Below are 14,201 nucleotides of genomic sequence, written 5' to 3' on the forward strand. Positions count from 1 at the left end.
GTTCCAAGGAGCGGCGTGGTGGGCAGGTACCGGGGATCTAACTTTTTCAACAGGCACTCACCGGAAGTCGATTCCGGGGTGTCTCCTCCCCGCTATGTCTTCCCTACAGTCACACCCAAAGAGCCGGGTGAGCGGCCATGATGGGCACGATCCTCCGGTGGGTACTGCAGTTCCGGTTTCTGGTCCTGGCATTGGCAGTGGGAGTCCTGGGTTTCGGCTTCACGAGCCTGCCGGGCATGGCAGTGGATGCCTTCCCGGAATTCGCCCCTCCACAGGTTGAAATCCAGACTGAGGCCCTGGGGCTCTCCGCTGCGGAAGTTGAACAGCTGATCACTTCCCCTATGGAGGCGGACCTGTTGAACGGTGTGGCCTGGGTGGAAGCCATTCATTCCAGATCCGTCCCTGGCCTGTCATCGATCCAGATGGTGTTCAAGCCTGGGACCGACCTTTTTCGAGCCCGCCAGCTTGTGTCTGAACGTCTGACCCAGGCACGCGCGTTGCCGAACGTATCTGCCGCGCCCGTCCTGATGCAGCCGCTCTCATCGACGAGCAGGGTCATGATGATTCGGCTGACCTCGAAAGAGATGTCCGCCATTGACTTGTCTGTTCTGGCCCGCTGGACCATGAAGCCCGGCCTCCTGGCAGTGCCCGGCGTCGCGAACGTGGCTATTTGGGGCCTCCGCGACCAGCAACTGCAGGTCCTGGTCGATCCTGGGGAACTTGAGGCCAAGGGCGTGACGCTGGACGAGGTCATTACTACCACGGGCAACGCCGTGTGGGTGTCGCCTTTGAGTTACCTTGAGGCGTCCACGCCCGGCACCGGCGGTTTTCTGGAGACCGGCCACCAGCGGCTCGGGGTCCAGCACGTCCTGCCGATCACCACGCCCGAGGATCTGGGCCAAGTCAGCTTGGAGGGGCCGGCCGGAAAACTGGTGTTGGGCGATGTCGCCCACGTCGTGACCGACCACCAGCCGCTGATCGGGGATGCACTTTCCGGCAAGGATGCCGAATTGCTCCTGGTCATCGAGAAGTTCCCGGAGACGAACACGATGGAGGTGACCCGGGGCATCGATGATGCGCTCCATGCCCTCCAGCCCGGGCTGTCCGGCGTCACGATCGATACCACCGTCTACCGACAAGCATCGTTCATCCACGAAGAGGTCGGCACGCTTGGTGTCGCACTGATTGTCTCGCTTCTGCTGGTAGTCGCCATGTTTGGCGCGTTCTTCCGCTCCTGGCGCACCGCGGTCATCAGCCTGGTCACGATTCCGGTCTCACTGACGGCGGCGGCCTTGGTGCTGTATCTGACGGGCAACGGGATGAACACCATGGTCCTCGCGGGCATGATCCTGGCCTTGGCTGTCATCGTCGGAGACGTCGCCGAAGACCTCAATGGCGCTGTCCGCGCTGGCAGGGGCGGCGCCGGATCCGGAGTCGGGCCCGGCGTCGCGGAGTCGAGCGGCACCTTGGTGGCGGGGTCCCTGCGGGCAGTGCGAACGCCGATTCTCTACTCCTTCCTGATCATGGCGTTGTCAGTGCTGCCCGTGTTCTTCGTACCGGGCGAGGACGGAGCGCTCTTCGGCCCGCTACTCGTTTCCTACCTTCTCACCCTGGCTGTCGCGATGATCGTGGCGCTGACCGTCACCGCGGCGCTGGTCTTCGTCCTGCCCGTCAGCGGGACCACCGCAAGGGATGGACGCACCGCGAGCCGGGTCCACAGCGGATATGGCCGAACCCTGGGCCGGGTACACAGTCGATACGGCCGTGCGTTGTCCCGGGTAGCCGGAAAGGGCCGGTGGGTATTCGCGGGCGCCGCGGTCATCGCCCTCGCCGGGCTTGCCCTCGCGCCCCAGCTGGCCACCGGCCATCAGACGGTGCCCGTCCTGCCGGACGGGACCCTCGTGGTGCAGTGGAATGCGATTGCCGGCACATCAGACCAGGAAATGAGCCGGATCACTGATGCGGCCGCCCAAGAGCTCCGGGCACTTCCCGGCGTCGCCAATGTGGGGGGACACGTCGGGCGCGCCATCACCTCGGACCAGGTGGGTGACATCAGCGCCGGGGAGCTCTGGGTGACAGTTTCTCCGGAGGCCTCCTACCGCGACACGGCGGCGGCCGTCCAGCACGTGGTAGATGGGTATCCGGGGTTGACCAGCAAAGTGTCCACGTATCCGCAGCAGAAGATCGATCAGATCCATCAGGCGGCCGACCCCGGATTCACCGTCCGGGTTTACGGCCTGGATATGGCAACGCTGCGCCAGAAGGCTGAGGAAGTGCGGCAAATCCTGGCCAGGACCGGCGGCGTCGTCAATCCCCATGTCGACGCGCCCGCGCAACAACCAATCGTGGAGGTCCAGGTTGACCTGGCCGCCGCCCAGAAGGCGGGGGTCATCCCCGGCGATGTCAGGCGCGCGGCCGCTGCCCTGCTGCAGGGGATCGAAGTCGGCAACATCTACCAGCAACAAAAAGTCTTCTCGGTGATCGTCAAAGGAACCCCGTCCACCAGGAACAGCCTCACCAGCGTCCGCGAGCTGCTGATCGACACCCCCGGCGGCGGGCATGTGCGCCTCGGTGACGTCGCCCACGTCAACATGGTCGGGAACGAGGCGGTCATCCTGCACGATGACACCTCGCGCCGGATCGATGTGAAGGCCGAAATTCAGGGGCGCGCGCTCAACGACGTGCAGCAGGACATCGAGAAGGGCCTCCAGCAGCTGCAATTCCCGCTCTCGTACCATGCGGAAATCCTCACCCAGTACGCAGAGCAGCAGAATAGCGCCCGGTGGCTGTGGCTGCTGGCGGCGGTCGCTGCGGCCGGAATCCTCGTGCTTCTCCAGACGGCGCTCGGGAGCTGGCGGCTAGGTGCGACCGTCTTCCTGGGCCTGGTTGCGGCACTCTCGGGCGGGGTGCTCGCCGCCCAAATGACGGGCGGAATCAACTCCTTGATCTCGCTTCCTGCTTTCTCTGCCGTCCTGGGCATCGCCGTGCGTGGTTCCATCCTGCTGATACGGGACGTCCGAAGATTGACGTCCGAGGACAGCGCGGCCTATGGACCCGCGCTCGTGATCCGAAGCGCGCGGGACCGGTTGATGCCCGTGCTGATGTCAGCCCTGATAACGGCTCTTGCCCTGCTGCCCCTCGTGCTCATCGGCGGCGTGGTCGGAACGGAAATCCTCCAACCGCTCGCCGTCATCATCTGGGGCGGGCTGCTCACCACGACTCTTTTCCTGCTATTTGTCTTGCCCGCACTGTTGCTTCGATTCGGACCGGAACGGGCGCCCAGGACCGCAACCCGGAACGATTCGCTGCTCCGGGCACAGAGCGAGGACGCACCATGAAAAAGTTAGCTTCCCGACGGGGCCACATCACCAAGGTCCTGGTCGCCCTGGTGGTGGCCACGTTCCTGACGCTGTCGCTGCCGGCCTGTTCCCAGCCGCAAGCCGAGGCCGTGCCTGCCGCAGACAACCCTGCCACCCTGGAAGAAGTCCCGGGGACGGACCTGCACCGCATCACCCTGACGGAACGCGCCGTCGAACGTCTTGGGCTGAAGACCGGGATGGCGGCATCAGGTCCGCAGGGGAAGCTGACCGTCCCCTACGGGGCGATCCTGTACGACAGCCAGGGCAACACCTGGGTCTACACGAATCCGGAGCTCCGCGTGTATATCCGCCAGTCGGTAAGTATCGAGCGAATCGCCGGCGAAGCCGCATTGCTGAAGGAGGGTCCGCCGATCGGCACGGTGGTGGTCACGCTAGGGGCCGAGGAATTGTTCGGCGAGGAATTCGATACGGCCCACTGAGATGCGTTGGATCATAGGCATCAGCCTCAAATTCAGGACAGTGGTTGTTGCACTGGCCTGCGCGGTGATGCTGTTGGGCTCTGTGCAGTTGAGCTCAGCGTCCATCGATGTCTTTCCGGAGTTCGCGCCCCCGCGCGTGGAGATCCAGACAGCCTGCCTGGGCCTGACCGCGCAGGAAGTGGAAGAGCTGGTAAGCGTCCCGATCGAGGCTTCGCTGAGCGGCATGCCCGGCCTGGATGAGCTGCGCTCCAAATCCGTGCCCCAGCTGTCCTCGATCGTACTTGTCTTCAAGCAGGGTACCGATCTGCTGAACGCCCGCCAGCTGGTCTCGGAGCGGATGGCGGCGGTGACCTCTGCACTGCCCACCTGGGCGGCTCCGCCGGTCATGCTGCAGCCCCTGTCCTCGACGAGCCGCGTCATGAAGATCGGCATGACCTCCTCGAACCGGTCCCTGATCGAGATGTCCATGCTCTCCTACTGGACGATCCGCGCCCGGTTGCTCCGCGTACCCGGGGTGGCCAACGTCGCCATCTGGGGTGAGCGGCTCCAAATGCTGCAGGTCCAGGTGCAGCCGGACCGGCTCAAGGCTGAAAACGTCTCGCTCAACGAGGTCATGGAAGTCACCGCCGGCGCCGTGGACGCCGGCCTGCTGAAGTACTCCCCCGGCCGGTTCATCGGCACGGGCGGCTTCATCGACAGTCCGAACCAGAGAATGGGCGTCCGGCATGTCCAGGCGGTCTCCAGCCCCGCGGACCTGGCGCAGGTCACCATCAGGGAAAAGGACGGCGTCGCGCTGCACCTCGGCGATGTGGCCAAGGTCGTGGAGGACCACCAGCCGCTCATCGGCGATGCGGTCATCAACAACGGGCACGGGCTCATGCTCATCGTCGAAAAACTCCCTTGGGGCAACACCCTCGACGTGACGAAAGGAGTTGAGGATGCCCTCCGCCAGCTCCAGCCAGGGTTGAGTGGGATCACCTTTGACACCACCATCTTCCGTCCGGCGAGCTTCATCGAGGAGGCGATTTCCAACCTGAGCCTCGCACTGCTCCTTGGCTGCCTGCTGGTGGTCATGATCCTCGGCGCCTTCCTCTTCCAGTGGCGCACAGCGCTGATCAGTCTCGTGGCCATTCCCCTCTCCCTCCTGACGGCGGCGCTCGTGCTGTACTACACAGCGAGCTCCATCAACACCATGGTCCTGGCGGGGCTGGTCATCGCAGTGGGTGTCGTCGTCGACGACGCGATCATCGACGTCGAAAACATCATGCGCCGGCTAAGGCAACATAGGGCCCTGGGCAGCGAGGAACCAACGGCCTCGGTGGTGCTCAGGGCCTCCTTGGAAATGCGAAGTCCAATTGTCTACGCGACCCTGATCATCGTCGTCGCGGCCCTTCCCATCTTCTTCCTCGACGGACTGACCGGTGTCTTTTTCCGGCCGCTGGCTGTCTCCTATACCTTGGCCGTCCTCGCCTCGATGCTGGTCGCGCTGACGGTGACCCCTGCGCTGGCCCTGGTTCTGCTCGGCAACGCGAAACTGGAGCAGCGCGATCCTCCCCTGGTCCGGGTGCTCAAACGCGGATACCACGCCGCCTTGTCCCGGACCATGAATCGGCCCCGCTACGGCTACGCCGGTTTCGGCGCCATCGCACTGGTGGGTCTGGCGATCGCTCCCCTGCTGGGCCAGTCCTTGTTCCCCACCTTCAAGGAACGGGACTTTCTGATGCACTGGGTCTCGGAGCCCGGAACATCTGCGGCGGAGGAATACCGCATCTCACAGCGGGGCTGCGAGGAGCTCCTCAAGGTGCCCGGAGTCCTGAACTGCGGAACACACATTGGCCAGGCGTTCACCGCAGACGAGATCGTCGGCGTCAACGCCGGGGAAAACTGGATCAGCATCGACCGCCACGCCGACTACGAAAAAACGGTGGCCGCTGTCCAGGAAGTCGTCGACGGCTATCCGGGCCTGCACCGTGACGTCCAGACCTACCTGAAAGAGAGAATCGAAGAGGTCCTGACCGGCGCCAGCGAACCAATCCTGGTCCGGGTCTACGGCGATGACCTCAACGTGCTTCGGGACCAGGCCCAGAAGATCAAATCCATCCTTGACCACATCCAGGGCACCAATGAACCCCACGTTTCCCTGGAAGTCGAGGTGCCGCAGATTACGGTCAAGGTGGACCTAGCCGCCGCCCAGAAGTATGGGCTGAAACCCGGCGATGTCAGGCGGGCAGCCGCGACGCTCGTCGCCGGCGAAGAGGTCGGCGATGTCTTCCGGGACGGACGTGCCTATGACGTCCAGGTTTGGAGCACTCCGGAGACCCGCGCCAGCGTCACCAGCATTGAAGACTTGCCGCTCGACACCCCCAGCGGACAGCGAGTCCGGCTGGCCGACGTCGCCGCTGTCAGTGTGCAAGCGACACCCAACCTCATTGACCGCACGAACGGTTCCCGCAGAGTCGAGGTCGGCTCCTTTATCGAAAAGGACGCGGACCTCGGGACCGTTGTCCGCACGCTACAGGAACGCCTCGAAGAGATGAACCTGCCGCCGGGTTACAGCGTCCAACTCCTCGGTGAGTACACAGAACGCCAGGCGGCCACCGAACGCCTGACGATTTTCGCCATAGCGGCCTTGGCCCTGATCTTCCTTTTACTGCAGGCGTCGTTCCGGAGTTGGCGGCTGGCCCTCCTCGCGCTGCTGACACTCCCAATAGCCTTGGTCGGCGGAGTTTTCGCCGCCTACATCACGGGCGGGGTCCTCTCGCTCGGCTCACTCGTCGGGTTCCTCACGGTCATGGGCATCGCAGCCCGCAACGGAATCCTGCTCATCAGCCACTGCCAGCATCTGGAAAGGAACGAGGACGAAGCCTTCGGCCGCGCCCTGGTGATGCGCGGGGCTGCGGAACGGCTTTCCCCGATCCTCATGACCACCTTGGCCACCGGACTTGCCCTCGTGCCCTTGGTAGTCATGGGCAATATCCCGGGCCATGAAATCGAACACCCTATGGCCGTGGTCATTCTGGGCGGGCTTGTCACGTCCACACTGCTCAATTTGTTCATTGTTCCTTCGCTCTACCTCCGCTTCGCAAAAGCAGGGTCCATCCCGAGCGGAGCTCCACGGAGGGGACTCAGGTTCATTTTCCGGGGACCCAGGCGAATGGTTCCTTCCCGAGCGCAGGAACCCAGTTAGCCGAGAGTGTCTGCCTCGCGCACGCGCCTGGGGCGCCAACATTAAATTGTCAGTGCCTCCTGCGATGCTGTGGGTATGGATGGAAGGACAGCCCGGAGTGCGGGAGGCAGGGCGGCCGTGGAGGCCGTTGCCGCGTCCGTTGCCGTGCTTGCCGCCTTCACGCAGGACTTTGATTCCCCCGCCGGCTCCGGCGCGGAAAGCGCCGATCCGCTGAGGAGTCTGGCCGATGGTTGCCTGGACGGCCTCGCCGAAATCGCCCGGCTGGAAGCCCGGACCGCCGCCCTGAAAGCGAGGCTCGCCGCGGACTACGTCCAGGCAGCCAGGGCCCTGGCGCCGCCGGCGTCCTCACCGCAGGAAGCCACAGCCCAGGAGCTCTCCCTGATCGCGGAGGTGGCCTGCGTCCTGACCGTCAGCGAACGAACCGCCGGGGCCCTGCTCTCCGATTCCCAGACCCTGACGACGGGCCTGCCCCTGACCCTGGCCGCCCTCCAGTCCGGGACGATCTCCTGGCAGCACGCCCGCATCATCGTCGACGAAACCGACGGGCTGGGCCCCGCCGGGGCAGCGGCAATGGAAGCGCACTTCCTGGACCCCGACGCACCCAACCCCGCCCGCGGCTGCCCTGCCGGGGACCTCGTTCCGTCCCGGTTCCGGGCCAAAGCACGCATCTGGCGCGAGCGCCACCACCCCGTCAGCATCGAAGACCGCCACACCCAAAGCGCCCGGGACCGGCGGGTCGAATACCTCCCGGACCGCGACGGCATGGCCTGGTTCTCCGCCCACCTCCCCGCAGACACCGCGGCCGGGATCTGGGAACGGACCACCGCCGCCGCCCGCGCCCTCCAAGGCCCGGGCGAGACCCGGACCCTCGGCCAGCTCCGCGCCGACATCACCGCCATCTGGCTCCTCACCAACCACAGCGGTGCAACTCCCGACGGCGGCATGCACGACGCCGGTGCGGGAACGGCGGGGCGGGTTCCGTCCCCGCGGGCGCAGGTCCTGGTCACCGTCCCGGTCCTGTCCCTGATCGGCGCCACGGACGAGCCGGCCATGCTCGACGGGTACGGGCCGATCCCGCCCTCCATGGCACGCCGCCTGATCGCCGACGGTGCCGATTCCTTCCACCGGGTCCTGACCGACCCCCGCGACGGGGCCCCGCTGGAAATCGGACGCAGCAGCTACCGCCTCACCAAGGCCCAGCGTCAATGGCTGCGGCTCCGCGACGGCAAGTGCCCCTTCCCGGGCTGCAACAACCACTCCCTGGACAACGACGCAGACCACCTCCTGGCTTGGGCCCACGGAGGCACCACCGGCATCACCAACCTGGCCCAGCCCTGCCCCAAACACCACCGCCTCAAACACCGCACCGCATGGACCCCCACCCCGGCCAGCAAAGACCACCCGCCCGGGTGGACCTCACCCTCACACCGGCACTACCCCAGCGAAAACCAGGACTGGGAACCACCCCGCTGGCCAGACCATGTTCCGATCACAGACACCTCACCGGACCAAGACCTGCCTGGGAATCCGGAACCGGAACCGCCCACGGATCCCTTCCCGGACTGGCACGCCTTCGCGGCCGCACACCCCTGGCCCGACTCCGACGACGACGACGACACCGACATGGACGGCGCCGACGATCCGGCCGAGTCAGGCGATCCGGGCTGGCCTGTGCCCTTGGACGACCCCTTCCCGGAATGCGCCGCGTACCAAGGCGCGCGGTGAACGAGAAACACGGTGACGATCACGGAGTGAACCCCGGCAAACTGCGCGCGCTCGCGAAGCGAAGCTTTCGAGCGGCACGAACGTGCCGGGCTTGGGAACGGTTATATGTCCTCAACCCATCGTTGCAGCTCGGCCCAACGCGGTCGATGCTGCCTGAATGCTGGCGCCTACGATGCCAGCATCGTTCCTGAGCTTCGCCGGGACGACGGGAGTCCTCAACGTGAGGAGGGGCAGGTAGTCATCGGTTCTTTGGGAGATGCCTCCGCCGACAATAATGAGTTCGGGCGAGAACATGAACTCAAGCTCAGAAAGGTAGCGTTGCAGGCGAACGCTGTATTCCTGCCAGCCCAATCCGTCGCGTTCACGGGCGACGGCGGATGCTCTGGTTTCAGCGTCGTAGCCATCGATGGAAATGTGACCGAGCTCTACATTGGGCAAGACGTTTCCGTCGAAAATCAGGGCTGATCCGATCCCTGTGCCCAGGGTAATGACCAAAACGGTGCCGCGAGTTCCCCGGCCCGCGCCGTAGCGGGCTTCCGCGAGTCCTGCAGCGTCGGCGTCGTTGAGGACGGCAACGGGCCGCCGAATGCGGTCGGAGAAATGGGTGCCGATGTCGAAATCGATGAAGGTCCTGTCCATATTTGCGGCAGATCGGGACGTGCCGTGCTGGACGATGCCCGGAAAGGTGACGCCAACGGTTGAATCAAGTCCCGCTTCGCTTCCTGCGGTGAGTTCCTCCACGAGCTGCCGAACAACATCTCCGACGGACTCTGGATCCGCTGGTTGGGGCGTGGCCAAACGAACGCAGCTTCCCAGAATCTCGCCCCTTTCGAGGTTCACGATCCCGCCCTTGACGCCGGTGCCACCGATGTCAACGCCAATGAAATGGCCCGCTCTTGTCATGTTTACAGGCATGTTGGTCCGATTCTTTGATCTGTTGGAGGGCGGCAGCCTGTTATCGCTACTGCCGCTAGTGGTGCTCAAGGCCTGCTGTGGCAGCTATCGACTTTGCGAGGGTCACGTTCAATGACGGGTTCGAGGATTTCATCGATCTCCTTCAGGAGTGCGTCCTCCAGCGTCAGCCCTGCCGCCTTTGCGTTTTCCTTAATCTGCTCTGGTTTGGAGGCTCCGACGACGGCTGTGGATACGTTCCGGTTTTGAAGCACCCATGCCAAGGCGAGGGTTCCCAGCGGGATTCCTGCGCTTGCTGCCAGGGGCTGAAGGCGTTGGACCGTTGTGAGCACGTCATCGCCCAGCCACCTAGCCATCGTGTCTTTGCCTCCGTTTTGGTCAGTGGCGCGGGAACCGGCAGGGGCGCCCATACCTGGTGAATATTTGCCGGTCAGCACTCCTTGGGCAAGCGGCGACCAAACGATCTGGCTTATCCCGAGCTCTTCGCAAGCCGGGATGACTTCTGGTTCAACAACCCTCCACAGCATGTTGTACTGGGGTTGGTTGGAGACCAGCTCGATGTTGAGTTCCCTGGCCAAGGCGGCTGCTGACCGGATCTCATCCACCGTCCATTCGGAGACGCCGATGTAGTGGGCCTTCCCCGCGCGCACGATGTCAGCAAAAGCCTGCATCGTTTCTTCAAGGGGTGTGTCATAGTCGAACCGATGGGCCTGGTATAGGTCTACGTAGTCGGTTTTGAGCCTGCGGAGACTTCCATGGACAGCCTCCATGATGTGCTTCCGAGAGAGTCCGCGATCGTTCTTTCCGGGCCCAGTGGGGAAATACACCTTGGTGAGGATCTCCACGCTTTCACGGCAGACCCCGGAAAGCGCCAAACCGAGGGCTGCTTCTGCACGCGTCTCAGCGTACGCGTCGGCGGTGTCGAAGGTGCTGATGCCGGCGTCGAGCGCAGCATGCACGCACTGCGCTGCGGAGTCGTCCTCGATTTGCGATCCGTGCGTTAGCCAGTTGCCGTAGGCGATCTCGCTGACATACATGCCGCTCCGGCCAAGTTTTCTGTATTCCAAGGGTTTCTTTCGTGGTTGTTGGTCCCGTTCAGTTCTTGATTACGCCGTCGGAAGGAAAACGTCCTTCATCTCGTTCCAAGCTTCCGCCCTGGCGAAGACAGGAACGCGGTTCAGCGGCGCGGATACCTCGACTGTTCGCTGGCCTGCGTATTTTTCCCCCGTCCAGGCATCGACCCAGTTGCCGCCTGGCAGGTACGCGGTCCAGGTGCGGACCGCCTCATCGGTGACGGGAGCAACAAGCAGGTCCTCACCGAGCATCCATTGCAAGGGGTGCTTCCATACTTCTTCGTCTTTGATGTGATCAAAGTACAGCGGGCGCATGAGGGGGGCTCCGGTGTCGATAGCCTTCCGCGCTTGTGCAGCCAGGTAGGGAACGAGGCGTTCGCGCAGTTCGACGAGTTCACGGAAGACCGGGATGACAGTCTGATCCCCGCTTCTTTCCTGAATGTTCCACGGAGTGCGATCCCTCGACGGCTTCCGGTGGTGGTTGAACTCGGAGTGATACTGCATGATGGGCACGAATACTGCTGCGGCCGCTGACCGCAGGTATAGTTCCGCGCTCGGGACGTCGCCGGAGAAGCCGGCGAAGTCCCAGCCCCAGTACAAGACTCCGCATGCTGACGCGGACAGTCCGGCAAACAGGGACCAACGGAAAGCATCCCATGTGGAATTCTCGTCCCCGGCCCAGAATGCCCCATGTCCCTGGGAACCAGTGAATCCGGCGCGGCTGAAGGTGACCGGGGCCTTGCCTGCGGATTCAAGAAGGTCACCGTAGGCCTTGGCGTACGCGACCGGGAAGAGGTTGTTTCCTTCGTCTCCGCGCATTCCGTTCAGGTACTGGAGTTCCTCGCCCCAGGCGTGTTCCCCGCCGTCGGTCTTGAATCCATCGATGCCGATTTCTTCGACGAGATAGCGTCGCTTCTCCGTCCACCATCGGGCGGCTTCCGGATCGGTCAGGTCCGGCATCAGGCTGAGCGGGAACCACCACCCTCGGTTACGGTAGGGACGCAGGCTGCCGTCCGGGGCCTCCTCACGGATGAGCCGACCGTCACGAATCGCGGCCTCCGCGTCGAATCGGGCTTGTCCTTGTGGGTGGGGTCGCATTTTGATAAGCGGGATCTGCCACAGAACCACCCGGATATCCCGGGCGTGAAGGTCATCCACCATGGCCTTCGGATCCGGCCAGGCACCATGCTCCGGGAAGGTGAAGTCGCTGAGATGGTGCGGTGAGCCATCGGGACTCGGCTCGTATTCAGCGTCGCGGAATGCCGTGAACGTAGACTCGTCGCTCCACGCTTCGACGACGACGGACCCGACCGGAATCCCGGTGTCCCGGTGCCGATCCATCTGTCGCATGACTTCTGCCTGGGTGTTCCACTCGTTTCCGCTCGCCCAGAGCTTGAACACCCAGTCCGGAAGCTCCTTGGCGCTGCCGGCGACGGACAGGAAGGACTTCAGGACCGCCGTCGGAGTTCCTTCGAAGAACCTTAGGTTCAGAAGAGTGTCCCCGTTCAGGGGTTCGGGGCCGACTTCGGCTTCAATGACGAGGCGGTTTTCGTCGGAGGCACCGATGTCGTACCAAGTCCGTCTGGAAGTTTCGACGTGAAATCCCCAGCCGTCTCCGCCTACTACATGGGCGAAAGGCATGGGCAAGTAAGTTTTCCGCTTCGCTCCTTGGCTCTTGTATTGCTCGAAAACGACCGCGTCCAGCTTGGAGCCCCGGTGGTCGAGGGCATCAAAACGTTCGCCAAAACCGGTGACACGCTCGTTCAAGGCCAACGGGAGTGCGAAACGAACACGCAAGGGCCTGACGCCGTCGTGCAACACCTCAACGGAGTCGGCGATCACGCGGTCAGCTCCAATGACGTTAACAGCCTGGCTGGCAGCAGCCCAGGTGGCGGCGGTATGGCTGAACCACTGCGTCTTTTGAGTTCCTCCACTTCGGGTCTGCGCCGTGAAGCGGTACTTGTATGTGGTCTGGGGCTCCGCCGGCGCGAGGGTTACCTGCCAGCCGCTGGCCGAACGGGCGAGTTTGGCCTGGGCGGATGCCAGGTGGCCTCCATCGATGACCTGTCCGCGGGATGCTGCCGGTACGCGTTCGAGGGTTTGGATCAATTTCGTGACAGCGCCGTCGCGACCGGTGACTTCGAGTTCGCAGATAACGTCGGTCAGTTCCGGGGAAGTTCGCACGCCCAAGGTGACGGGCTCCCCCGCGACAGGATGGGACGGGCTGCGCTGATCGGTGTCGTCCACATACGGGTGGCCGGAACCGAATGGCTTGTGGCGGATCATTTAGCGCTCTCTTTCGCTGTTGGAGCAGGAGTCAGATCGGCGGTGTCGTACGGGAGGCCGAGGGCGATGGCGAGACGGATGAACATGGCGTGGCTCCACAGCAGCGGACTTGCCGAGGAACCCCAGCGCTCGTTCCAAGGTTGAAGATGATCGGTGTCAAGAAGGTGATGGTCGACCTGTTCGGGAAGTTCGTCGTTTGCGCCGGCGGTCGACGCGGCCCATTCCAGGAGCTCATGGGCTCGGGTCCTGTTTCCGGAAGCGGCATGGGCCAGGCCTAGGAAGCAACTAAGCAACGGCCATTGGCCACCGCCGTAGTAGGTGTCAGCAAGATACCGGTGAACTCCGTTGTCGACGGTGAGCTGCTCCTCGATGACCGCGATGGTCCCTGCGCTCAAGGGACCGTGCGGGGACAGGAAGTTCATCGGAGCAATCAGCGAGACGAGACTAGCGTCTACCGTGTCTGTTCCCAGCCATTTCGTGAGATGGGCGTCCTGGACACCTTCGTCTTGGACTCGACGGCGGATCTGGTGCGCGGTCGAGGCGGCCCGTTCTGAGAGTGACTCCTCGATCAGCCCGCTTTGGGCGATGCTGGCCAATCCGGAGGCGATGCAACCCAGAGTGCTCACGTGCACGTGCTGGGCCGACTCTTCCCACCAGTCATAGCAGGGCCGTTGCCAGGAGACAGAAAGGTAGTCGACTGTGAGGTCAATGGCCTCAGCCCAGCGTGCGAGTGGCCGGTCATGGCGGGCGCTGTGCTCAGCCAAGGCCCAAAGCCATGTACCGTATCCGTCGAGCTGGAAATCCCACCAGTCATCGCTTCCTTCGGCCCCGTCGAGAGTGAAACGCGTGGGAAGCATTTGGTCGCCGGCCACCGGCCTGCCGGCAAGGCTTTCAGCCACGATACGGCGGATCCTTCCCGTACGGGAAGTCAAGGCGTTCGAGCACCAGTCGAAGAACCGTTCGGCGGATTCGATGTGCCCGGCGGCGGACATGGCGTCAGCGATATATGAGCCGTCGCGGAACCAGCAGTACCCGGCGTAGGCGGAAAACGACGGGCTTGCCGGGTAGGCGCCCCCAGGGGTCTGCTGTTCCAGGATGAGACGGATGCCGGCCTGGACTATCGAACGGACCGCGGGATCTCCGTTGCGCATTACCGTTGGACCTTGCTTTGATTTGTCGATCATTGGCTTCTCTTTCAGATGGTGAGCGGGTCGCCGTG

The 14,201-nt window shown here is 63.8% G+C and carries 8 protein-coding genes; 4 read left to right on the top strand and 4 right to left on the bottom strand.

Annotated elements, in window-relative coordinates; all coding sequences use genetic code 11:
• Nucleotides 1-140: 140 nt before the first annotated feature.
• The 4 genes from ABEA18_RS19955 (at nucleotide 141) to ABEA18_RS19970 (ending at nucleotide 8,711) form a co-directional block, all read left to right on the top strand.
• Nucleotides 141-3,338 (top strand): efflux RND transporter permease subunit, encoded by a 3,198-nt coding sequence (locus ABEA18_RS19955; RefSeq protein ID WP_425550556.1) that lies wholly within the window; start codon nucleotides 141-143, stop codon nucleotides 3,336-3,338.
• Nucleotides 3,335-3,799 (top strand): hypothetical protein, encoded by a 465-nt coding sequence (locus ABEA18_RS19960; protein WP_345452068.1) that lies wholly within the window; start codon nucleotides 3,335-3,337, stop codon nucleotides 3,797-3,799. The genes ABEA18_RS19955 and ABEA18_RS19960 overlap by 4 nt, the downstream gene beginning before the upstream one ends.
• A 1-nt stretch (nucleotide 3,800) precedes the next feature.
• A complete protein-coding gene (locus ABEA18_RS19965; protein ID WP_345452070.1) occupies nucleotides 3,801-6,986 on the top strand; it encodes an efflux RND transporter permease subunit in 3,186 nt (1,061 codons plus the stop codon).
• Between the two features lie 75 nt (nucleotides 6,987-7,061).
• The gene (locus ABEA18_RS19970) at nucleotides 7,062-8,711 is read left to right on the top strand and encodes an HNH endonuclease signature motif containing protein (protein ID WP_345452072.1); all 1,650 of its coding nucleotides are present in this window, start codon (nucleotides 7,062-7,064) and stop codon (nucleotides 8,709-8,711) included.
• Nucleotides 8,712-8,822: 111 nt separating this feature from the next.
• Here ABEA18_RS19970 and ppgK read toward each other — a convergent pair whose 3' ends face one another.
• The 4 genes from ppgK to ABEA18_RS19990 all read right to left on the bottom strand — a co-directional run bounded on the left by ppgK (nucleotide 8,823) and on the right by ABEA18_RS19990 (nucleotide 14,166).
• Nucleotides 8,823-9,626 carry a polyphosphate--glucose phosphotransferase gene (gene ppgK, locus ABEA18_RS19975; RefSeq protein ID WP_345452076.1) on the bottom strand — a complete coding sequence of 268 codons (804 nt, stop codon included), beginning with the start codon at nucleotides 9,624-9,626 and terminating at the stop codon, nucleotides 8,823-8,825.
• Nucleotides 9,627-9,691: 65 nt separating this feature from the next.
• Complete coding sequence (locus ABEA18_RS19980) at nucleotides 9,692-10,690, bottom strand: aldo/keto reductase family protein (RefSeq protein WP_345452078.1); 999 nt, start codon at nucleotides 10,688-10,690, stop codon at nucleotides 9,692-9,694.
• Nucleotides 10,691-10,729: 39 nt separating this feature from the next.
• Complete coding sequence (locus tag ABEA18_RS19985) at nucleotides 10,730-12,982, bottom strand: glycoside hydrolase family 31 protein (protein ID WP_345452080.1); 2,253 nt, start codon at nucleotides 12,980-12,982, stop codon at nucleotides 10,730-10,732.
• Nucleotides 12,979-14,166 carry a glycoside hydrolase family 15 protein gene (locus ABEA18_RS19990; RefSeq protein ID WP_345452082.1) on the bottom strand — a complete coding sequence of 396 codons (1,188 nt, stop codon included), beginning with the start codon at nucleotides 14,164-14,166 and terminating at the stop codon, nucleotides 12,979-12,981. Before ABEA18_RS19990 ends, ABEA18_RS19985 begins: the two co-directional genes overlap by 4 nt.
• Between the last annotated feature and the right edge of the window lie 35 nt (nucleotides 14,167-14,201).

The sequence above is a fragment of the Arthrobacter gyeryongensis genome (genome assembly GCF_039543785.1).
GTDB classification, from domain to species: Bacteria; Actinomycetota; Actinomycetes; order Actinomycetales; family Micrococcaceae; genus Arthrobacter; species Arthrobacter gyeryongensis.